Genomic DNA, 21,130 nt, shown 5'->3' with positions numbered 1-21,130 from the left:
CTCAGTGTTCGGATTCGGGGTGGAGGTGGGGTTGCAGCACCGCAAGGACGGATTCGTCCATGCCGCGCGGGCGGAAACTGGCCGCTTCCAGTGCGGCGATGCGGACCTGGGCCGACAGCAGCAGCTCGCCGTCGCGCAGGATCTGCTGGTCGAAGACCATGCTGGCCCTCTTCAGCTGGACCAGCGTGGCGCTCACCTGCAGGGTGTCATCCAGCCGTGCCGGCCTGATGAAATCCATCTGCATCGAGCGCACCGCGAAGACCATGCCGTGCTCGGCGCGCATGCGCTCCTGGCCGTAGCCCAGCGCACGCATCCATTCAGTCCGGGCCCGTTCCATGAAGGCCACGTAGCGGGCGTGGTAGACCACCCCGCCAGCGTCCGTATCTTCCCAGTAAATGCGTGTCGGCCAACTGAATCGCGGCTCAACCGACATCGGGAACCTCCGCGAACAGGTCCTGCGGCGGGTTCTTCGGCTTCAGGCCCATGTGCCGGTAGGCCTTGTGGGTGGCCATGCGGCCGCGCGCGGTGCGCACCAGGAAGCCCTGCTGGATCAGGTACGGCTCGACCACGTCTTCCAGCGTGCCGCGCTCTTCGGACAGCGCCGCGGCCAGCGATTCGATGCCGACCGGGCCGCCATCGAAGTAGTCCACCATGGTCTTCAGCAGGCGCCGATCCAGCTCATCAAAGCCCTCCGGATCGACCTTCAGCATCTGCATCGCGGCCTGCGCGACAGCTTCGTCGATGTGGCCACCGGCCTTGACCTGGGCATAGTCGCGCACGCGGCGCAGCAGGCGGTTGGCGATACGCGGCGTACCACGCGCGCGGCGCGCGATCTCGCCGGCGCCATCGGCGGTGCAGTCGATGCCGAGGATGCTGGCTGAGCGGCGCACGATCCGGGTCAGCTCTTCGACGCTGTAGAACTCCAGCCGCTGGACGATGCCGAAGCGGTCGCGCAGCGGCGCGGTCAGCAGGCCGGCGCGGGTGGTGGCGCCGATCAGGGTGAACGGCGGCAGGTCGATCTTGATCGAACGGGCCGCAGGGCCCTCGCCGATCATGATGTCGATCTGGAAATCTTCCATCGCCGGGTACAGCACTTCTTCCACCACCGGCGACAGGCGATGGATCTCGTCGATGAACAGCACATCGTGCGGCTGCAGGTTGGTCAGCAGCGCGGCCAGATCACCGGCCTTCTCGATCACCGGGCCGGAGGTCACCCGCAGCGCCACGCCCAGCTCGTTGGCGATGACGTGGCTGAGGGTGGTCTTGCCCAGGCCGGGCGGCCCGAAGATCAGCACGTGGTCCAGCGCGTCGCCACGACCCTTGGCCGCCTGGATGTAGATTTCCATCTGCTCGCGCACCGGCACCTGGCCGAGGTAGTCGGCTAGCCGCTTGGGGCGGATGCTGGCGTCGGCGGCGTCATCCTCGCGGGTGGCGCCGGCGCCGATGATGCGGTCGTCGGTCATGTGCTGATTATGCGGCAAAAGTACGGGTTTCGGCCGGGCTGCGCCCGGCACCCGCAGAGGCCGGAGCAACGTCAAAGGCCGAAGCAGAAGCGGGCATGCCGTGGGTTGGCGGGCTGGGTCCGGTTGAGGGGGACGCCGTAAACCCATCCATGGGGGCTTGGTCGCGGCATCCATGCCGCTCACACCCCCTCAACCGGACCCACCCCGCCTTCGACAGAGTCCTGCGATCTGTCGGGATGACATGGGCTGTTCTTGGTGGGTGTCGACCTTGGTCGACACGGTAGGTCCATGCGTGCAGGGAACTGGAGAGCAGAATGGGCTCAGCTTCAGGCGCACGGGGCCCACGGTTTGCGCAGCAAATCGTGGGACGTAGCGCAGGTGGAGATTAGATCTCCACCTGCGCGCCCAGCTCGACCAGGCGGTTGCCCGGAATGCGGAAGAACCCCGTCGCCGGGGCGGCGTTGCGGTGCATCAGCGCGAACAGCTTGTCGCGCCAGATCGGCATGCCACGGTTGGCGGTGGCCACGATGGTCTCGCGGCTGGCGAAGAAGGTGGTGTCCATCGGGTCGAAGTAGATGCCACCGTGGTCGCACGAACGCATCAGCGCCAGCGGCACGTCCGGTGTCTCCATGAAGCCGAAGCGCACGTAGACCCGGTAGAACTCGTCGCCCACCGATTCGATCTTCAGCCGCTGCCCCTCCGGCGCATACGGCACCGGCAGCGTCACCACGTGCAGGAACACGTTGCGCTCGTGCAGCACCTTGTTGTGCTTGAGGTTGTGCATCAGCGCGTGCGGGGCCACGGTCGGGTCGGCGGTGAGGAACACCGCGGTGCCGGGCACGCGTACCGGCGGTGCCAGCATCAGGCCCGGCAGGAAGGTATCCAGGCGGATGCCGTCCTTGCGGATCTCATCGCGCAGCAGCTCGCGGCCTCGGCGCCAGGTGCGCATCATGGTGAACAGGAAGATGCCCAGCACCACCGGGAACCAGGCGCCCTGCAGCAGCTTGGCGCCGTTGGCGATGACGAAGCCGAGGTCGATGATGAAGAACACCACGCACAGCGGCAGGATCCAGTTGCGCGCCTTCGGCCACAACGAACGCGCCACCAGCGCCAGCAGCAGGGTATCGATCAGCATGGTGGCCGATACCGAGATACCGTAGGCCACGGCCAGGTTCGACGAGCTGCGGAACGCCAGCACCAGGCCGATCACCATCACCGCGATGCCCCAGTTGATGCCCGGGATGTAGATCTGGCCGATGGTGTCGTGCGAGGTGTGCTTGATGCGCATGCGCGGGATGTAACCCAGCTGCATGGCCTGGCGCGAGACCGAGAACGCACCGGTGATGACCGACTGCGAGGCGATCACCGCCGCCATCGTGGCCAGGATGATCATCGGGTACAGCGCCCACGGCGGCACCGCCTCGAAGAACGGGTTCTTCAGCGCCTCGGGGTGGTTGAGCACCAGTGCACCCTGCCCCAGGTAGTTCAGCACCAGGCACGGCAGCACGAAGAAATACCAGGCGTGGCGAATGGGCTTGGCGCCGAAGTGGCCCATGTCGGCGTACAGCGCCTCGCCACCGGTCACCGCCAGCACCACCGCGCCCAGGATGAAGATGCCGTGCCAGCTGTGCTCCATGAAGAAGCGGATCGCCCACCACGGGTTGAAGGCCTTGAGCACTTCCGGCGCATCAACGATGTTGTAGATGCCGATCGCGGCCAGCGAGATGAACCAGACCGAGGTGATCGGGCCGAACGCCTTGCCGATCTTCTCGGTGCCGAAGCGCTGTGCGGCGAACACCATCAGCAGTACCACCACCGTGATCGGCACGATGAAGGCATGCAGTCCCGGCGCGGCCACCTCCAGGCCTTCAACCGCACCCAGCACCGAGATCGCCGGGGTGATCACACCGTCGCCGAAGAACAGCGAGGCGCCGAAAATGCCGAGGATGCCCACCACATAGGCCGAGCGCGACCCGTTGCGCAATGTGCGCTGGGTCAGCGCCATCAGCGCCATGATGCCGCCCTCGCCGTCGTTGTCGGCGCGCATGATGATGGTCACGTACTTCAGCGTGACCACGATGTTCAGCGCCCAGAACGCCAGCGACAGCACGCCCAGCACGGTGTCATGGTCACTGTTGAGCCCGTAGTGCGGCGAGAACGCCTCCTTCAGGGTGTACAGCGGGCTGGTACCGATATCGCCGAAGACCACGCCGATCGCACCGATGATCAGCGCCATGCCTCCCGCGGGAGGGGCGTGACCGTGGCCACCGGGGGCGGCTGCGTGCGGGGTTTGACTGCTGGACATGGGACTCCTGGCGGGGCTCAGGCGGTTCGTTGGGGAAAAGGAGGACGGCTCAGCGCAGCGCCGACTGCAGCGCCTTGCGGATCACGGTGGCCACTTCGTCGCCTTCATTGAAGGCATCACGGGCCATGCGCGCCGCTTCGGCCGGCTTGTAGCCCAGCTGCTGCAGGGCCACGGTGGCGTCGGACAGCGGGTCGGCCGGGGCCGGGCCGCTGCCGGTGGGCAACGCCCCGCCCGCGCCGAACTGGGCCGCGCGGTCGCGCAGTTCCAGCACCATGCGCTCGGCGGTCTTCTTGCCGATGCCCGGGATGCGGGTCAGCGCGGTGATGTCGCCGGCCTGGACCATGCGCGCGAACTCCTCGACGGTCACCCCGGACAGCACGGCGAGCGCGATCTTCGCGCCGATGCCACTGACCTTCTGCACGTCGCGGAACAGGCGCCGCTCGCCCTCGCGCAGGAAGCCGTACAGCGAGACGCTGTCTTCCTTCTGCGAATAATGGGTATACAGGGTGACCTCGCGGCCGAGCTCGGGCAGGTCGTAGAAGGTGCTCATCGGCGCCTCCAGTTCGTAGCCCACCCCGTTCACGTCCACCACCAGCCACGGCGGCGCCTTGTAGGCGACGATGCCGCGCAGTCGACCGATCATTGCGTGCAGCTCCTCATTTGCGGCCCCACGCCTGACGAGCGCTGAGCCCCAGGCGGTTGGCCGTTGCCCTTACGTGGGCATGGGTGATCGCCACCGCCAACGCGTCGGCCGCGTCGGCCTGCAGCTTGGTTTTCAGGTTGAGCATGAGCCCGACCATGTGTTGAACCTGTTGCTTTTCGGCACCACCACGACCGACCACCGCCAGCTTGATCTCGCTGGCAGCATATTCGTGCACCGGCAGGTCACGCAGCACCACGGCGGAAATTGCCGCGCCACGGGCCTGGCCCAGCTTCAGCGCCGAATCGGGGTTGCGCGCCATGAAGACCTTTTCGATGGCCACTTCATTGGGCTGGTATTCCCGGCACAGGTCGGCCAGGCCCAGCACCAGCAGTTTCATGCGCTGCGGGAAGTCGTCGGCGCCCAGCAACACCAGCGGCTGGTGGTGCACATGGCTGACGCGGCCGGCCGCGTCGACATCGATGATGCCGACCCCGGTCCGCTGCGAACCGGGGTCGATGCCGAGAATGCGGGTCATGCCGCACTCCTGGCGGGACGGAACGGGAAGCGCTGGCAGGCGTATGGGCTCATGTCTGTCCGCGGTGACCGTTCAACGGCCCACGCCCAGGCCGTCAGGACGGCTCAGGCGTAGGCGTCGGCGCCGAGTTCGGCGTTGGAGTACACGTCCTGCACGTCGTCCAGGTCTTCGAGCATGTCCAGCAGCTTCTTGACCTGCAGGGCGACTTCGCCCTCGACCTTGATGTCGTTGTCCGCGCGGAAGGTGATCTCGGCGTGGCCGGCGACATGGCCGGCGGCGGCCATCGCGTCCTTGACCGCGTTGAACGCGTCAGGACTGGTGACCACGTCGATCGAGCCGTCGTCCGGGTAGACCACGATGTCATCGGCGCCGGCCTCAATGGCGGCTTCGGTGATGGCGTCCTCGTCGGCGCCCGGGGCAAAGCTGATGACGCCCAGGCGCTTGAACATGAAGGCCACCGAGCCTTCGGTGCCCATGTTGCCGCCGCACTTGCTGAACGCATGGCGGACATCGGCCACGGTACGCACGCGGTTGTCGGTCAGGCAGTCGACGATGACGGCCACGCCGCCCGGGGCATAGCCCTCATAGCGGATTTCCTCGTAGTCGACGCCTTCCAGCTCACCGGTGGCCTTCTTGATGGCGCGTTCGATCACGTCCTTGGACATGTTCACGGCCAGGCCCTTGTCCATCGCCACGCGCAGGCGCGGGTTGTTGTTGGGGTCGCCTCCACCGCCGCGCGCGGCCACGCCGATCTCGCGGATGATCTTGGTGAAAATCTTGCCACGCTTCGCGTCGGACGCGTTCTTGCGGGCTTCGATGGAGGGGCCTCTACCCATGGGTGCTACCGTCTGGCTGCTTCAGGATCAAGGCGCGGATTCTACCTGATCGGGGGCTGCAACCGTGTCTAGGGGCGAAGGATGCCGCCGGGCATGGCCCGGCGAAGAGCGTGCGAACCAAGGTTCGCACCCACCAAGGTAGGACGGTTCGCATCCACCAAAGCAGGCCGACCGTACCCACCCGCCTACGCGGCGGCGGCGTCGCGGCTGTGGTCGAACTGGCCGTGGCGCAGGAAATACGCGGTCTGCCGCGCGGCATCCGGTGACACCACCAGGCCGCTGTGGCTGGTGCGCACCACGCAATGGTCGGACAGGCCCGGCAGGTGGGTCTCGGCCAGCGCCACCGTGCCATCGGAGGCGTCGTCCATCGCGCCCAGCAGGCTGCCCAGCCCATGCGGTACCGAGCCGGCGATCAGCCCGACCTCGGCCTTGCCCTGCCAGTCCGGCAGGCCATCCAGCAGCAGCTCGCTGCTGCGCCCCAGCGCCAGGCCCCAGCCATGGTCGGACAGCGACCGCGCCGTGCCACTGCCACGCAGCGGCGAGCCCAAGCAGACCACGCGCTGCACATCCAGCTGCGGCTGGCGGCGCAGGGCCTCCAGCGCCAGCAATCCGCCCAGGCTGTGGCCGACCAGCGACAACGGCCCGGCGTCGGTCAGGCGCTCCAGCAGCTGCGGCACGGCTACGTCGGGGCCGCCGAACACCGAGGAATAACCAAACGCGTGCACCTGGAAACCGCGCGCGCGCAGGCGCCAGGCCAGCGGCCCGACCCAGGCACGGGCATTCCAGATGCCATGCAGCAGCAATACGGGGGGAGTCATGCAAACAGCCTGGCGGTCAGCGGGGCAGGAACGTACTGCAATTGAACACGCGCGCGCAGCAAGCGACGGTGAACGTCAGGCCGCGCGCGGTGCGCGGCGCAGGATGAATTCGAGGTCCTGGGTGTCACCCACCGGGAACAGGTACTCGCCGGCCTTCTCGAACCCGTAGCGGGCGTAGAAGCGCTGCGCGCCAAAGTTTTCCGACCACACGCCCAGCCACAGCGTGCGTGGGCCTTCGTGCTCCAGCCATGCCAGCGCGGTTTCCAGCAGGCGGCTGCCCCAGCCACAACTCTGCTGGGTCTTGATCAGATACAGGCGCTTGAGTTCGCCGTCACCGGGCTTCACCTCCGGATGCGGCAGGCCACAGGGGCCGGCGGCGGCATGGCCGACCGCCTCCCCGTCCAGTTCCAGCAGCCACACCGCGTAATCCGGGTGGGCCAGGATCACGCGCTGGCGCTCGACCGTGTAGGCCTCGTCGAGGAAGGCCTGCAGGTCCTGCGGCGGATACAGATGGCCGAAGGTCTCGGTGAACGTGCGGGCGGCCAGCGCCGACAGGGTCGGCGCGTCGTCCACGGTGGCGCGGCGGATGGAATACATGCAGGAAGTTGACGTCAGGGTGAAGCGCGGGTCAAGCCTTTTCCGGCGCTTCGGCGGCTTCGTCTTCCTCGTCCTCTTCCTCGTATTCCTCTTCGTCCTCGTCCTCTTCTTCTTCGCCCTCTTCGTCCTCGTCGTACTCTTCCTCTTCGTCGTCCTCGTAATCCTCGACGCCGAAGTCCTCACCATCCCAACGGCCCTCGCCGTCGGCGACGAAGGTCAGGGCCATCGCCGCCGGGTTGGTACCGACGCGGACCAGCCAACCCCCGAACACGCGCGCACGCTCGGTGACCAGGTTGGCCTCGGAGCCTTCATTGCCCAGCTTTTCCCACTCCAGCGAAAACGCAAACTCGGTCATTGCCTGGATCTCCTGATCAGTTGGTCTTGGGGCGAACCTGGATGTGCACTTCGGCCAGCTGCGTGTCGACGATCGGCGACGGCGCGTCGGTCATCAGATCCTGTGCACCGGTGGTCTTCGGGAACGGGATCACGTCGCGGATCGATTCGGTGCCGGCCATCAGCGCGGCGATGCGGTCGATGCCGAAGGCGATGCCACCGTGCGGCGGCGCGCCGTAGTTCAGCGCGTCGAGCAGGAAGCCGAACTTGGCGCGGGCTTCTTCGGCGCCGATGCCGAGCAGTTCGAACACCGCGCTCTGCATGTCCGGACGGTGGATACGGATCGAACCGCCGCCGATTTCATTGCCGTTGAGCACCATGTCGTAGCCGCGCGAGACGGCGGTACGGGCGTTGGCGCGCAGGTCGGCGATGTCGTCCACGGCCGGTGCGGTGAAGGGGTGATGCAGGGCGACGTAGCGCTGTTCTTCCTCGTCCCACTCGAACATCGGGAAGTCGGTGACCCACAGCGGTGCCCAGCCGTCGGCGACCAGGCCGAAGTCCTTGCCGGCCTTCAGGCGCAGGGCGCCCATGAAGTCGGAGACCTTGTTGTAGCCACCGGCGCCGAAGAACACGATGTCGCCGTTGCCGGCGCCGACGTGGGCGACCAGGGCAGCGAAGGATGCCTCACTGAAGAACTTCTGGATCGGCGAGCTGACTTCGCCGTTGTCGGCGATCTTGATGTAGGCCAGGCCCTTGGCGCCGTACTTGGCGGCGTGCGCGGCGTACTCGTCGATCTGCTTGCGCGACAGCGCTGCGCCGCCCGGGATGCGTAGCGCGGCGACGCGGCCCTCGGCATCATTGGCCGGGCCGGTGAACACCGGGAACTCGCTGTCCTTGACCAGTTCGGCCACATCGACCAGTTCCAGCGCGATGCGCAGGTCCGGCTTGTCCGAGCCGTAGCGGCGCATGGCTTCGGCCCAGGTCATGCGCGGGAAGCTGGCGTCCAGTTCGACGTCGACCACTTCCTTGAAGATGGCGCGGATCATGTTCTCGACGAAATCCTGCACGTCGCGTTCGCGGACGAAGGCGAACTCCATGTCCAGCTGGGTGAATTCCAGCTGGCGGTCGGCACGCAGGGCTTCGTCGCGGAAGCAGCGCGCGATCTGGTAGTAGCGGTCGAAGCCGGCCACCATCAGGATCTGCTTGAACAGCTGCGGGCTCTGCGGCAGGGCGTAGAACTCGCCCGGGTGCATGCGCGCCGGCACCAGGAAGTCGCGCGCGCCTTCCGGGGTGGCCTTGGTCAGGATCGGGGTCTCGATGTCCTGGAAGCCCTTTTCGTCCAGGTGGCGGCGCAGCGCCTGCACCAGCTTGATGCGGGTGCGCTGCATGCGCTGCATTTCCGGGCGGCGCAGGTCCAGGTAACGGTACTTCAGGCGGGTTTCCTCGCCCGGGTTCTCGTGGGCGTGGAACGGCAGCGGCGCGGCCTTGTTCAGCACGGTGATGGCGGTGGCGATCACTTCCACCTTGCCGGTGCGCATCTTGTCGTTCACCGCATGGCGGGCACGCACCACGCCTTCCACCTGCAGCACGTCCTCGTAGCCCAGAGACGCAGCCACGGCGAATACTTCGGCGTTGTCCACCTCCACCGTCACCTGCACGATGCCTTCATGATCTCGAAGATCGATGAAGCAGACGCCGCCCTGGTTACGGGCCACGTCGGTCCAGCCGGCGAGGGTGACAGTCTGGCCAATCAGGGTCTCGTCGACCAGGCCGCAGAAGTGGGTACGCATGGGGGAAGCTCCGCTGGAGAACGCCGGCACCGGATGGGGGCCGGAAAGCCTCGTATTCTGCGGCCGAGGCCCCGGCCGGGGCAAATGTGGTCAGTCACACCGGCTTTATCCGTCTGGTCCTTATAGTCGCGCACCACCTACCGTATGGGGAATTGCCATGAACATGCCGTCCCTGGCCAGCCTGGCCGTGACCCTCAGCCTGGGCTGCCTTGCCAGCGTGGCTCTGCCCGCGCCCGCCGCACACGCGCAGAACGGCGTGGTCCGCTGCGAGAGCCAGAGCAACCGCGAACGGGTCTGCAATACCGGCTGGCGCGGCGCGCAGCTGGTCCGCCAGCTGTCCGGCTCGGCCTGCGAGGAGGGCCGCACCTGGGGCAGCCGCAACGGCAGCATCTGGGTCACCAATGGCTGCCGCGCCGAGTTCGTCGAGGCCCGTGGCGGCTGGGGCGGTGGCAATGGCGGGGGCTGGGGCGGCAACAATGGCGGCTCGGGCCAGACGATCCGCTGCGAGAGCCAGAACAACCGCGAGCGCAGTTGCCCGGTCGGCTGGCGCAATGCCCGCCTGGTACGCCAGTTGTCCGGCAGCCCCTGCCAGGAAGGCCGCACCTGGGGCGTGCGCAATGGCGCGGTCTGGGTCAGCAACGGCTGTCGCGCCGAATTCGCCGAGGCCCGCGGTTGGGGCGGCGGCGGTGGCTGGGGCGGCGGCAACAGCAACTACTCGATCACCTGCAGCAGCAACAACAACCGCTCGCAGACCTGCGACTGGGATGACCGCCAGGGTCGGCCGGTGCTGCAGCAGCAGCTGTCCGGCAGCGCCTGCCAGGAAGGCCGCAGCTGGGGCTACGCGCGCGGCCAGGTGTGGGTAAGCAACGGCTGCCGCGCGCGCTTCGGTACGCGTTAAGGGAATGGGCCCGAGCGCGCCCCTGCGTGGGGAGCGCCGGCCGGGCATCCACGCGTGAGGTGGTTCTACTGGGGTGCCTTCTCGTCACCCCAGGGCGCCGGCGGCAGGTCGACCGGCTTGCTCAGGTCGAACTGCACGCGGAAACGGCGCCCGTCGGGACGGGTCAGTTCGTAGACGAACGTCTGGTCGGGGTCGATTTCCATCGCCCAGGTATTGAACGTCGAGGCCAGCATGTCGGCCCGGCGGAACATCGCCACTGAATCGGCGTCGGCCGGGAACTGCTGGCGCTCGGCGGTTCCCGGCGGCGTGCTGTCGCCGCCGTACAGGGTGATCGCATCCGGGCTGCCGTCCTGGTGGCGATGATCGTGCTTCAGGCGCAGGCCATTCGGCGTACGGGTCAGCACCCAGGTGCGCGAATGGTCGTCGCCGACATGGAACGGGATGCGCAGCTCGTGCGCCGGGTCGGCACAGCCACGCACGTGCATGACCAGGCGCTGGCCCGCGAACGGGTCCTTGCCGGCAGGTGCCGGCGTGTCCTCCACCACCGTGCCGGCGTAGGCCTGGCCGCAGTGCGCGGCAATGGCCGCCATGAAGGCATCGGCCGGTGCGGTCGCCAGATCATGGGCGACCGTATCGGAGCGCTGCGAACAGGCCGCGAGGCCGAGCAGGAGGGCGGAAGCAGTGACCACGGCAGGCAGTTTCATGCCCCAACCCTAACGGCCTGCGCCGATGGGCGCAAACCGCGCGGAACGACCGTGGCACCTCAGCGGTGAAGCCAGACCTCGCAGCCGCCCACGTCCTGCTTCTGGCCACCGGCAGCATAGCGACGGGTGATCTCTGCCAGCCATTGTGCACGTTCGGGGCTGCTCGCAATCGTGTTGGGGCAGCTGACCAGTGCGGCCAGCGGCAGCCCACCCAGTGCCGCGTCATCTGCAGCCAGCGATGCCAGCACGGCGTCCGATGCCCAGTCGGGAATCATCACGGCACGGCGGCCGGAGAGATACGGCAGTTCGGAGGACCAGTCCTGTCCGAATGCGACCACCACGCCCTGCTCCGTCGTGCCGGTGCGGATGGACTCTGCGATCTGCGATACCGGTGTGGGCTCGCGCGCTTGCTTGATGTCCTTCAGGGACTTCACAAGGCCAAAGCCCACCGACAGCACGCACAGGAAGATCGCCAGCGCGATACCACGGCGCGGCTTGCCCGCCGCTTCGGCCGCCCGCACCGTCGACCACAGCACCAGGCCGATGATCGAAGTGGCGAACACGATATTGGCCGCCTGGTAGTAGGGATGGGCGATGTGCAGGTTGGTGAAGACCAGGAACGGCACCAGGTAGGCCAGCAGCAGGATGCCCACCGCCGCGCGCGTGCGCTTCTGCCACAGCCCGGCGATGATGAAGATGAGGAAGATCCAGTTGGAGCCGATCGCACCGGAGAAGCGCTTCTTGAACACCGTGCCCCACCAGGTGCCCGGGTCCAGGCGCTGCTGCAGGGTGCCGTAATTCCAGGTGGACAGTGCGTCAGAGGTGATCTGCCGGCCCAGCGCGGACTGCGCCTTCAGCGCATCGGCATGCTGCAGCCACAGGCTGAGTGTGGCCAGCACGGCAAGCGCGGACAGTGCCCCCCAGAACATCAGGCGCCAATGCTGCTGCAGCCACTGCGGGCGCCAGCCATGTTCACGCACGGCCAGCCACAGGAAGACCAGTGCGACGAACGCGGCAAAACCGAAGAATGAGGTGACCTTGATGGCCGCCGACAGCACTGCCGCGCAGACGGCAACCAGCCCCACCCAGACCCGCGGCTGGTTGCGCAACTGCGCCATTGCCCAGACGAAGAGCAGGCCAAAGAACACGGCACTGGACTCCATCATCACCGAACGCCCCCAGAACTGGGCATACGGCGAGACAGCGAACGCGCCCGTCACGCAAAGCGCCAGTGTGCGGTCAGGGCGCCAGGCGAGCAGCGTACGGTGAACCAGCCAGATGCTGCCGACGTGGAAGACCGTGGACACCAATCGCCCGCTGTTGTCGGCACTCATGCCGGTGATGCTGGACAACAGGGCTGCCAGCCACTGGTAAAGCGGGAACTCGAAGGGAATCGACCAGGGCGCCCCCAGCACCGGGGTCACGTAGTCCAGCCAGGGACCACCGCGCAGCAACCAGTCGATCGACAGCGCGGTCTGCGTCTGCCGGAAACCGGAGGCATCGACCGGTGGCATCGACCAACTGCAGGCCAGCAGGACCAGCAGCGCGATCGCCGAAAACCACAACAGGATCTTGCCTGGCAACAGGCTGCGGTCTGGGTTGCTTTCCTGGGTCACGCCTGTTGCTCCTGTCGGTGGCCGCCCACGACAGGGCGCGCTTCACGGGCGCGCAGTGTCTGCGTTGGCGCACGCGAGTGCAAGCCGTTGCGCGTGGCTGCGGCTCAGCCCTGCGGTGGCAGCGGCGCCTTCAGGGGTTCGGCGTGGATGACTTCGGTGGCCGCTACCGGTGCGGACTCCCCCTCGCCTGCCGGCTCCTGTTCCACCGGATCGACATCGAATGGGGTACGGAACACCAGCGACGGCAGCAGCGTGGTCAGTGCTGCGTACAGCAGCAGCGCGCCGAACAGCACCGCCGGAATCTGGAAGCGCTCGCGCATGATCGCCGCCAGCACCAGGGTGAAGATCAGCGTCGGCGCCAGCGCCAGCGAGACCCGCAGGCTGCTGCGGAAACTCTCACCGAACATGACCCGGCGTTGCAGCCAGACCACGCCGATGCGCAGCGGCAACACCACCAGGGTGATCACGATGCCCAGCCCCAGCGCCTCGAAGCTGAGCGCTTCGCTGGGCACCTTGGTGCCGGCGTTGAAGAAGTAGAACGGCACGAAGAACGAGGCGAACAGGCGCAGCGCGTGCAGGTTCTCGTGCGAGGCCAGCAGCGGCATCCGCTGGTGCAGCAGGCGCGCGACCAGGCCGGCGATGAACGCGCCCACCAGGTAGTACACGCCCAGCAGATAGGTGATGTAGGCCGCGACCATGCCGACCATCACCAGCAGCGAAAACTCCGAGCCGGGCGCGTGCGGTGCCACCCAGCGTCCCAGCGCGATGAACAGCAGCGGCAGGCCGATCATCATGGCCAGCAGGGCCAGGCTGGACAGCGCCATGTGGCCCGGATCACCGGCCTGCAGCACGATGAACAACGCCGCCAGCGCCAGCAATTCGCCGGCGATGGCCTTGCTGGTCACCCAGAACCGCTCATCTTCGCTCAGGCCAAGCCGCGACAGCGAATCCATGATGAAGCCGGTGGAGGGCGTCAGCAGCGCCAGCGCCAGCAGGCCGGCGGCCTGCCACGGCAGCCCCGCATAGCGCCAGGCCAACCAGCCCACCCCGAACAGCGTGCCGGTACGGATCACAAGGTGCGCCAGCAGCGGCCACATGCCACGACGCAGCGCCCGCAGATCCACTTCCAGGCCGGCGAACAGGAACAGCGAGGAAATGCCCAGCGTGGCCAGCAGGCCAATCACCGCGTCATGCGCCTGGTCACCCAGCCAGAGCATGCCGATGATGCCGAACAGCAGGCAGGTCAGCGGCGCTGGCAGGCTGAAGCGCTGCAGCGCGCGTGGGATCACCAGCAGCGCGAAGATCAGCAGCAGGTAGATCAACTCATGGCTCATCGGGGTCTTCCGTGGGGTTCGAACGCGCGCAGGATGCGCGTGCCTGACCGATCCGGCAAGCCATTTTCGAATGATCCCGGTTACCTCATCCGATCATCGCATCAGCCAGCGCCCCCACCCGCGCGAGCACGGCTGCGCGCTGGTCGTCGTCGACCGACGCGCCCTGCAGATAGGCGGTGACCACCCACGCTGGGCCACCCGAATGCGGCCACAGCACGGCGATGTCGTTGCGCGTGTCATCACCGTTGCTGCCGGTCTTGTCGCCCACCCGCCAGCGCTTGCCCAGCCCGGCGCGCAGGCAGGCATCGCCGGTCTGGTTGTCGATGAGCCAATCGGCGAACTGCTGGCGCGATGCCGGCTGCAGGCCATTGCCCACCGCGAAGCGGGCCAGGCTGGTGGCCATCGCGGCCGGGCTGGTGGTATCGCGCGGGTCTCCCTTCGCGAACAGATTCACGTCCGGCTCGTTGCGGTCATTGCGGGTAACGCTGTCGCCCTGCCCGCGCAGGAATGCCGTCAGCGCCGACGGCCCGCCCACCACGTCCAGCAGCAGGTTGGCCGCGGTGTTGTCGCTGGTGGTCAGCGTGCCCCGGCACAGGTCGCGCACCGTCAGGTCCTTGCCCACATGGCGGCGCGCCACCGGAGCGTAGGACAGCAGATCCTGCTCAGCGATGGGCACACGGGTGTCGAGCGAAACGCGGCCTGCATCCGCCAGGCTCAGCACATGGGCCACCAGCATCGATTTGAACGTGCTGCACATCGGGAAGCGTTCGTCCTGCCGATGACCGCCGATGCTACGGCCACTACCGGTGTCCAGCACGTTCACGCCCAGGCGGCCACCACTGGCTTTTTCAAGCGCGGCGAAATCGGCGGCGCCGGCAATGGCGGCGTTCGCGGCGGATGTGCCGGACGCAGGTACAACGGCCCGCGCCAGCGCAGGGGCAAGCAGCGAGGAAGCAACGGCAGCACCACTGAACTGCAGGAATCGGCGACGGGCGAGCATAGGGGTTCTCCTGGTGACCGCTCGATTATTGACACCGCCTGCGGGAGCGACCAGCGCAAAAAATCAACGAATGGAATTAGATTTATTCATGCCAGAAGCATTCAAACCCTTAATTTCACGAAACAAGCCCGCGAGACGTTAGGATCAGCCATCACTCCAGTTCACGACTGCGCCATGCTGCACCCTACCCTGCCGCTGAACGCGCTGCGTGCCTTCGAAGCCGCGGCCCGCCACCAGAACTTCACCCGTGCCGCACTGGAGCTGTGCGTCAGCCAGGCCGCGCTGAGCCATCAGATCCGTGGCCTGGAGGACCGGCTCGGCATCCGCCTGTTCCATCGCCTGCCGCGTGGTGTCGCGCTGACCGACGAGGGCGCGGCCCTGTATCCGGTACTCAACGAATCCTTCGAACGCATCTCGGCCAGCATTGCGCGCTACACCGGCGGACCGGCGCGCGAAGTACTGACGCTGGGCGTGGTCGGCACCTTCGCCACCGGCTGGCTGCTGCCACGGCTGGCCGCATTCGAGAGCGCGCATCCGGACATCGAGCTGCGCCTGCAGACCCACAACAACCGCATCGACCTGGCCGGCGAAGGGCTGGACCTGGCGATCCGCTTCGGCGATGGCGACTGGCAGGGCCAGGCCTGCACGGCGATTCTCGATGCACCCTTCGCGCCGCTGTGTGCGCCTGCCCTGGCACGACGGCTGAAGCAACCGCGCGACCTCGCCACGCTGCCGTTGCTGCGCTCTTACCGCAGCGACGAGTGGCCGCGCTGGCTGCAGGCGGCCGGGGTCAGTGGCGTGGAAGCACGTGGGCCGGTGTTCGATTCGTCACTGACCGTGGCGATGGCTGCCGCCGGGGGCGCGGGCGTGGCCCTGCTGCCGCTGCGCATGTTCGAGCAGGAACTGGCCGAAGGCCGCCTGCTGCAGCCGTTCAGCACCACGCTGGAGCTGGGCCGTTACTGGCTGACGCGGCTGCGCTCGCGTGCCGAACGTGAGCCGGCCAGGCGCTTCCGCGAATGGCTGCAGGCACAGGGCGCGTAGGTAGTGCCGGCCGCCGGCCGGCAACTCCTCGATCGTTGTGGGCGCACCGCGCTGCCGGCCAGCGGCCGGCACTACCGGTCAGGACTCCAGCAGCTCCATCCACACCGCTTCGGCCTTTTCCAGCTGCGCCGCCGAGCGCGAGCCGGCCAGGCGCTTCCGCGAGTGGCTGCAGGCGCAGGGCGCGTAGGTAGTGCCGCCCGCTGGCCGGCAACCCCTCGATCGTTGTGGGCGCACCGCGCTGCCGGCCAGCGGCCGGCACTACCGATCAGGACTCCAGCAGCTCCATCCACGCCGCTTCGGCCTTTTCCAGCTGCGCGCCGAGCGCGAGCCGGCCAGGCGCTTCCGCGAATGGCTGCAGGCGCAGGGCGCGTAGGTAGTGCCGGCCGCCGGCCGGCAACTCCTTGATCGTTGTGGGCGCACCGCGCTGCCGGCCAACGGCCGGCACTACCGCTTACGACTCCAGCAGCTCCATCCACGCCGCTTCGGCCTTTTCCAGCTGCGCCGCCGCGGTTTCGCGGTCACGGCCGATCACCGCCATGCGCGTGGCATCGGCGTAGTTGGCCGGGTCGGCCAGCTGGCGGTCCAGTTCGGCCAGCGCACCTTCCAGTTCGGCCACCTTGGCTTCGGCGGCGGCCAGCTTGTGCGGGTTCACCGGCTTCTTCTGCACCACCTGCGCCACCGGTGCGGTCTTGACCACCACCGGCTCTTCCACCTGCTCCATGCGCGCCTTGGTGCCCTGCGCCTGCGGACGGGTGCGCAGCCACGCGGCATACGCATCAAGGTCGCCGTCGAACGGCTCGACCACGCCATCGGCCACGCGCCAGTAGGTATCGCAGACCAGGCCGATCAGATGGCGGTCATGCGAGACCATCACGATCGCGCCTTCGAAGGTGGCCAGGGCTTCGGCCAGCGCTTCGCGCATTTCCAGGTCAAGGTGGTTGGTCGGTTCGTCCAGCAGCAACACGTTTGGCTGCTGCCAGGCAATCAGTGCCAGTGCCAGGCGCGCGCGCTCGCCACCGGAGAAACCATCGACGGGTTCAAATGCACGATCGCCCGGGAAGTTCCACTTGCCGAGGAAGTCGCGGAACGACTGGTTCGGTGCGTCCGGCGCGATCTCGCGGAAGTGCTCCATCGGCGACTGGCCTTCGTGCAGCGATTCCACCGTGTGCTGGGCGAAGTAGCCGATCTTCAGGTCCGGGTGGGCCATGCGCTCGCCGACGATCGGCGCCAGTTCGCCCACCAGGGTCTTGACCAGCGTGGTCTTGCCGGCGCCGTTCGGGCCGAGCAGGCCGATGCGCTGGCCCGCTTCCAGGCCGAAGCCAACGTTGTGCAGGATCACCGCGTCCTTGCCATAGCCGGCCTCGACGTGATTCAGGCGTATCAGCGAGAACGGCAGCTTGGCCGGCGGCGCGAACTCGATGCGGAACTCGCGCTCGGCACGCACCGCTTCGGTACCGGCCAGCTTGGCCAGGCGCTTCATGCGGCTCTGTGCCTGCGCGGCCTTGCTGGCCTGCGCCTTGAAGCGGTCGATGAAGCTCTGCAGGTGGGCGCGTTCGGCCTGTTCCTTCTCGTGCGCGATCTGCTGCTGGCGCAGCTGTTCGGCGCGCTGGCGCTCGAAATCGGTGTATCCGCCCGGGTAGAGCTTGGCGCCGCCACCGTGCAGGTGCAGGGTGTGGGTGGCCACGTTGTCGAGGAACTCGCGGTCGTGCGAGATCAGCAGCAGGGTGCCCGGGTACTTCAGCAGCCACTGCTCCAGCCAGTACACCGCGTCCAGATCCAGATGGTTGGTCGGTTCGTCCAGCAGCAGCAGGTCGCTGGGCATCATCAGCGCGCGGGCCAGGTTCAGGCGTACGCGCCAGCCGCCGGAGAACGAGGACACCGCGCGGTGGTGGGTCTCGGCCGGGAAGCCGAGGCCGTGCAGCAGTTTGCCGGCGCGCGCTTCGGCGTCGTAGGCGTTGAGCTCGGCCATCTTCGTATGCGCTTCAGCGACCGCTTCCCAGTCCTCGCGGGCGGTGGCGTCGGCCTCGGCAGCCAGCACTGCGGCCACTTCGGTATCACCGCCCAGCACGAAGCTCAGCGCCGGATCGGGCAGCGACGGCGTTTCCTGGGCCACGCTGGCGATGCGCACCTTGCCGGGCAGGTCGACGTCGCCCTTGTCCGCCTCCAGCTCGCCCTTCACCGCCGCGAACAGGCTGGACTTGCCAGCACCGTTGCGGCCGACCACACCCACCCGGTAACCGGCGTGCAGGGTCAGGTCGACATTGGACAACAGCAGCCGCTCGCCGCGGCGCAAGGCGAAATTACGAAGGGAAATCATCGGGGGAGGGGTCCATATAACCGGATGGAATGTGCTGGTGAGCACTGTTCCTGCGACGCAATTCTAGCGTTAACGAATACTTGACGCGTCCCGGGATGCGCGGCGGCCGACGTTCCTCTCTCCCACGTCCTCGCCGCGCGCCTCCCGGGCTCCCCTCCCCGCCTGTGCCTGTGCGAGCTAAATGGTTGCTGCTGCAACGTTTTTTTCGATGACCGGCATTTGACAGCCACTGAATATCCCGTTAATTCCTGTCTTGCGCACCGCAACAACCGCCGTCCGCCTCACCCCCGTGATGTCGATTCCGGTGCCGCCCCCGCCAACCGGAGCCCCATCCCGATGACCCGCAAGACCCGCCTGATCGCCGCCGCCGTCGCTGTCGCACTCGGTGGCTCTCCGTTCGTCGCCGCTGCCCAGCAGGCCGGCACCGCCGCCAACACCCTGGACACGGTGATCGTCACCGGTACCCGCGTGGCCGACCGCACGGTCGCCGAATCGCAGTCGCCGATCGACATCATCACCCCGGAAATCCTGCAGTCCACCGGCACCGGTGAACTGGCCACCGCGCTGTCGCGCGCCCTGCCCTCGCTGAACTTCCCGCGCCCGGCCCTGACCGACGGCACCAGCGGCGTGCGCCCGGCACAGCTGCGCGGCCTGTCGCCGGACCAGGTGCTGGTGCTGGTCAACGGCAAGCGCCGCCATACCTCGGCAATGATCAACGTCAACGGCAGCATCGGCCGTGGCTCGTCGGCGGTGGACATCAACGCGATCCCGATCGCCGCCATCGAGCGCGTGGAAGTGCTGCGTGACGGCGCTTCGGCGCAGTACGGCTCGGATGCCATCGCCGGCGTCATCAACATCGTGCTCAAGGGCAGCGGCCGCGGCGGCAGCCTGGCGGTGGACTACGGCCAGTACTCGGCCGGTGACGGCAACAAGTACCAGCTGTCCGGCGATACCGGCGTCGAGTTCGGCAATGGCCGCGGCCGCGTGCACGTGGCCGGCCAGATCAGCCAGCAGGACGAGAGCAACCGCGCCGGCCCGTACCGCGGCACCACCCCGAACACCGGCAATTTCCCCAGCATCGGCCAGACCACCTTCATCGTCGGCGACCCGCGCGTGGATGCCACCGCCGCCTCGGCCAACGCCAGCTTCGACTTCAGCGACCACGTGACCGGCTACGCCAGCGCGCTGCTGAGCAACCGCGACATCACCTCGTTCGCGTTCTACCGCTCGCGCAACCACAACGGGCAGAGCGCGCTGCTGGCGCAGACCTACCCGGACGGTTTCGTGCCGGAGATCAACCAGTACTCCAAGGACCGCTCGCTGGTGGCCGGGATCAAGGGCAACACCGACAACGGCTGGACCTGGGACCTGAGCCTGAACCATGGCGAGAACACCCTGGACTTCCACACCCGCAACAGCATCAACTACAGCCTGGGCGCCACCAGCCCGCGCTCGTTCTACGACGGCACGCTGAAGTACCAGCAGGACATCTTCAACGCTGACCTGACCAAGTCGCTGGACTGGGGCCTGGCCTACCCGGTCACGCTGTCCTTCGGCGGTGAGTACCGCAAGGAAAAGTGGGACCAGAACCCCGGTGAGCTGAACTCGTACACCGGCAGCGGCGCACAGGGCTTCGGCGGCTTCACCCCGACCAATGAAGTGCATGCCGACCGCCACAACTACGCGGTCTACGCCGGCCTGGAAGCGGACCTGACCGAGAAGTTCTCGGCCGGCATCACCGGCCGTTACGAGGACTACTCGGACTTCGGCGACCGCTTCTCCGGCAAACTGTCGGCGCGCTATGCGTTCACCGACAAGGTCGCGCTGCGGGCAACCGCTTCCAGCGGCTTCCGTGCACCGTCGCTGGCGCAGCAGGGCTACCAGGCAGTCACCAGCCAGTTCACCAACGGCGTGTTCGTCGAGCGCGGCACCTTCCCGACCACCAGCGCGGCTGCGCAGGCACTGGGTGCCTCGCCGCTGAAGGCCGAGACCTCCACCTCCTACAGCCTGGGCCTGGTGCTGCAGCCGGTCGACCGCCTGTACATCACCGTCGACGCGTACCAGATCGACATCGATGACCGCATCGCGCTGTCGTCCAGCATCACCACCAATGCCGCCAGCAGCGCGCTGCTGACCAGCCTCGGCCTGCCGCAGGTGACCGCGTTCTCGTACTTCACCAATGGCCTGGATACGCGCACCCGCGGTGTCGACTTCGTGTCCAGCTACACCGTGCCGTTCGCAGCCAGCAGCCTGGAACTGACCGCGGCCTACAGCTACAACGACACCGAAGTGCGTCGCGTCGGCGGCACCCCGGCGGTGTTCGGCACGCTGGGCCTGACCCAGTCGCTGATCGGTCGCGATGAAATCGGCCGCATCGAGGACAGCTACCCGCGCGACAAGGCGATCCTGAGCGGCACCTGGCGTTCGGACCACTGGGAACTGGGCCTGGCCGCCACCCGCTACGGCAAATTCACGGTGCGCAACTCGGCCACCGCGCTGCGCGACCAGACCTACGGCGATGCCTGGGTGGTGGATGCCTCGGCCAGCTACAAGCCGAGCAGCAACTGGACCCTGACCGTGGGCGCGGACAACCTGCTGGACAAGTACCCGGACCGCACCGAAGACCTGCAGAACTCCACCTTCGGCATGCTGCCGTACAGCAACTACTCGCCGTTCGGCTTCAACGGCGCGTATGTGTACGGCCGGGTCAAGTACACCTGGTAAGCGGTAGTGCGGGCCGCTGGCCGGCACCCCCTCGCCGCATCTGGAGCAAAGCCCCTTCTTGTTGAAGGGGCGCGCCGAAGGCTGGGGTGGAGGAGAAATGCGTGGGCAAACCCGCCGGCCACGGCACGTGACCGGCGGGTTTGCCGTATCTGGCCGCATCGGTGAAAATCGGGGCA

The 21,130-nt window shown here is 67.5% G+C and carries 19 protein-coding genes; 3 read left to right on the top strand and 16 right to left on the bottom strand.

Features of this window, described 5'->3' with window-relative positions; genetic code table 11:
• Position 1 precedes the first annotated feature (1 nt).
• The 10 genes from ybgC to aspS form a co-directional block, all read right to left on the bottom strand.
• Positions 2 to 433: a tol-pal system-associated acyl-CoA thioesterase gene (gene ybgC / locus SSKA14_RS07335; RefSeq protein WP_040007248.1), complete on the bottom strand. Its 432-nt coding sequence runs from the start codon at positions 431 to 433 to the stop codon at positions 2 to 4.
• On the bottom strand, positions 423 to 1,463 hold the full coding sequence (gene ruvB / locus SSKA14_RS07330; RefSeq protein ID WP_008264609.1) for a Holliday junction branch migration DNA helicase RuvB: 1,041 nt from the start codon (positions 1,461 to 1,463) through the stop codon (positions 423 to 425). Before ruvB ends, ybgC begins: the two co-directional genes overlap by 11 nt.
• A gap of 385 nt (positions 1,464 to 1,848) precedes the next feature.
• Positions 1,849 to 3,699, bottom strand: coding sequence for a potassium transporter Kup (locus tag SSKA14_RS07325; RefSeq protein ID WP_008267311.1), 1,851 nt, complete (start codon positions 3,697 to 3,699; stop codon positions 1,849 to 1,851).
• 118 nt (positions 3,700 to 3,817) lie between these two features.
• On the bottom strand, positions 3,818 to 4,411 hold the full coding sequence (gene ruvA, locus SSKA14_RS07320; RefSeq protein WP_005410756.1) for a Holliday junction branch migration protein RuvA: 594 nt from the start codon (positions 4,409 to 4,411) through the stop codon (positions 3,818 to 3,820).
• A gap of 13 nt (positions 4,412 to 4,424) precedes the next feature.
• Complete coding sequence (gene ruvC / locus SSKA14_RS07315; protein ID WP_008268142.1) at positions 4,425 to 4,946, bottom strand: crossover junction endodeoxyribonuclease RuvC; 522 nt, start codon at positions 4,944 to 4,946, stop codon at positions 4,425 to 4,427.
• Positions 4,947 to 5,050: 104 nt separating this feature from the next.
• Positions 5,051 to 5,782, bottom strand: coding sequence for a YebC/PmpR family DNA-binding transcriptional regulator (locus SSKA14_RS07310; protein ID WP_008268284.1), 732 nt, complete (start codon positions 5,780 to 5,782; stop codon positions 5,051 to 5,053).
• A 185-nt stretch (positions 5,783 to 5,967) separates the two neighbouring features.
• Positions 5,968 to 6,600 carry an alpha/beta fold hydrolase gene (locus SSKA14_RS07305; RefSeq protein ID WP_040007243.1) on the bottom strand — a complete coding sequence of 211 codons (633 nt, stop codon included), beginning with the start codon at positions 6,598 to 6,600 and terminating at the stop codon, positions 5,968 to 5,970.
• 75 nt (positions 6,601 to 6,675) lie between these two features.
• Positions 6,676 to 7,197 (bottom strand): GNAT family N-acetyltransferase, encoded by a 522-nt coding sequence (locus tag SSKA14_RS07300; protein WP_006438577.1) that lies wholly within the window; start codon positions 7,195 to 7,197, stop codon positions 6,676 to 6,678.
• A gap of 31 nt (positions 7,198 to 7,228) precedes the next feature.
• Complete coding sequence (locus SSKA14_RS07295; protein WP_006438575.1) at positions 7,229 to 7,552, bottom strand: hypothetical protein; 324 nt, start codon at positions 7,550 to 7,552, stop codon at positions 7,229 to 7,231.
• A gap of 16 nt (positions 7,553 to 7,568) precedes the next feature.
• On the bottom strand, positions 7,569 to 9,320 hold the full coding sequence (gene aspS, locus SSKA14_RS07290) for an aspartate--tRNA ligase (RefSeq protein ID WP_008267953.1): 1,752 nt from the start codon (positions 9,318 to 9,320) through the stop codon (positions 7,569 to 7,571).
• A 157-nt stretch (positions 9,321 to 9,477) separates the two neighbouring features.
• Between aspS and SSKA14_RS07285 the strand changes: the two genes are divergently transcribed.
• Positions 9,478 to 10,218, top strand: coding sequence for a DUF3011 domain-containing protein (locus SSKA14_RS07285; protein ID WP_008264610.1), 741 nt, complete (start codon positions 9,478 to 9,480; stop codon positions 10,216 to 10,218).
• 65 nt (positions 10,219 to 10,283) lie between these two features.
• Here the strand turns inward: SSKA14_RS07285 and SSKA14_RS07280 are convergent, their stop codons facing one another.
• The 4 genes from SSKA14_RS07280 to blaL2 all read right to left on the bottom strand — a co-directional run bounded on the left by SSKA14_RS07280 (position 10,284) and on the right by blaL2 (position 14,872).
• Positions 10,284 to 10,922, bottom strand: a complete 639-nt coding sequence (locus SSKA14_RS07280; RefSeq protein ID WP_008265852.1) for a hypothetical protein — start codon at positions 10,920 to 10,922, stop codon at positions 10,284 to 10,286.
• 59 nt (positions 10,923 to 10,981) lie between these two features.
• Complete coding sequence (locus tag SSKA14_RS07275) at positions 10,982 to 12,538, bottom strand: membrane protein (protein ID WP_008264963.1); 1,557 nt, start codon at positions 12,536 to 12,538, stop codon at positions 10,982 to 10,984.
• A 104-nt stretch (positions 12,539 to 12,642) separates the two neighbouring features.
• Complete coding sequence (locus SSKA14_RS07270) at positions 12,643 to 13,872, bottom strand: cation:proton antiporter (RefSeq protein ID WP_006438475.1); 1,230 nt, start codon at positions 13,870 to 13,872, stop codon at positions 12,643 to 12,645.
• Between the two features lie 85 nt (positions 13,873 to 13,957).
• Positions 13,958 to 14,872 (bottom strand): L2 family extended-spectrum class A beta-lactamase, encoded by a 915-nt coding sequence (blaL2, locus tag SSKA14_RS07265; protein ID WP_008264870.1) that lies wholly within the window; start codon positions 14,870 to 14,872, stop codon positions 13,958 to 13,960.
• A gap of 174 nt (positions 14,873 to 15,046) precedes the next feature.
• Between blaL2 and ampR the strand changes: the two genes are divergently transcribed.
• Positions 15,047 to 15,913, top strand: a complete 867-nt coding sequence (gene ampR / locus SSKA14_RS07260) for a LysR family transcriptional regulator AmpR (protein ID WP_008266222.1) — start codon at positions 15,047 to 15,049, stop codon at positions 15,911 to 15,913.
• A gap of 265 nt (positions 15,914 to 16,178) precedes the next feature.
• On the opposite strand, the gene SSKA14_RS23950 is transcribed toward ampR, so the two are convergent.
• Both SSKA14_RS23950 and SSKA14_RS07250 read right to left on the bottom strand, forming a co-directional pair.
• Positions 16,179 to 16,358, bottom strand: a complete 180-nt coding sequence (locus SSKA14_RS23950; protein ID WP_040007240.1) for a hypothetical protein — start codon at positions 16,356 to 16,358, stop codon at positions 16,179 to 16,181.
• A 6-nt stretch (positions 16,359 to 16,364) separates the two neighbouring features.
• Entirely contained in the window at positions 16,365 to 18,230 is a 1,866-nt protein-coding gene (locus tag SSKA14_RS07250) for an ABC-F family ATP-binding cassette domain-containing protein (protein ID WP_008265043.1), read from the bottom strand.
• Positions 18,231 to 18,566: 336 nt separating this feature from the next.
• On the opposite strand from SSKA14_RS07250, the gene SSKA14_RS07245 reads away from it, so the two are divergent.
• Positions 18,567 to 20,954, top strand: a complete 2,388-nt coding sequence (locus SSKA14_RS07245) for a TonB-dependent receptor (protein ID WP_008266146.1) — start codon at positions 18,567 to 18,569, stop codon at positions 20,952 to 20,954.
• Positions 20,955 to 21,130 lie beyond the last annotated feature (176 nt).

The organism is Stenotrophomonas sp. SKA14 (genome assembly GCF_000158575.1).
GTDB classification, from domain to species: Bacteria; Pseudomonadota; Gammaproteobacteria; order Xanthomonadales; family Xanthomonadaceae; genus Stenotrophomonas; species Stenotrophomonas forensis.
This window is presented reverse-complemented; position numbering and strand designations above follow the sequence as displayed.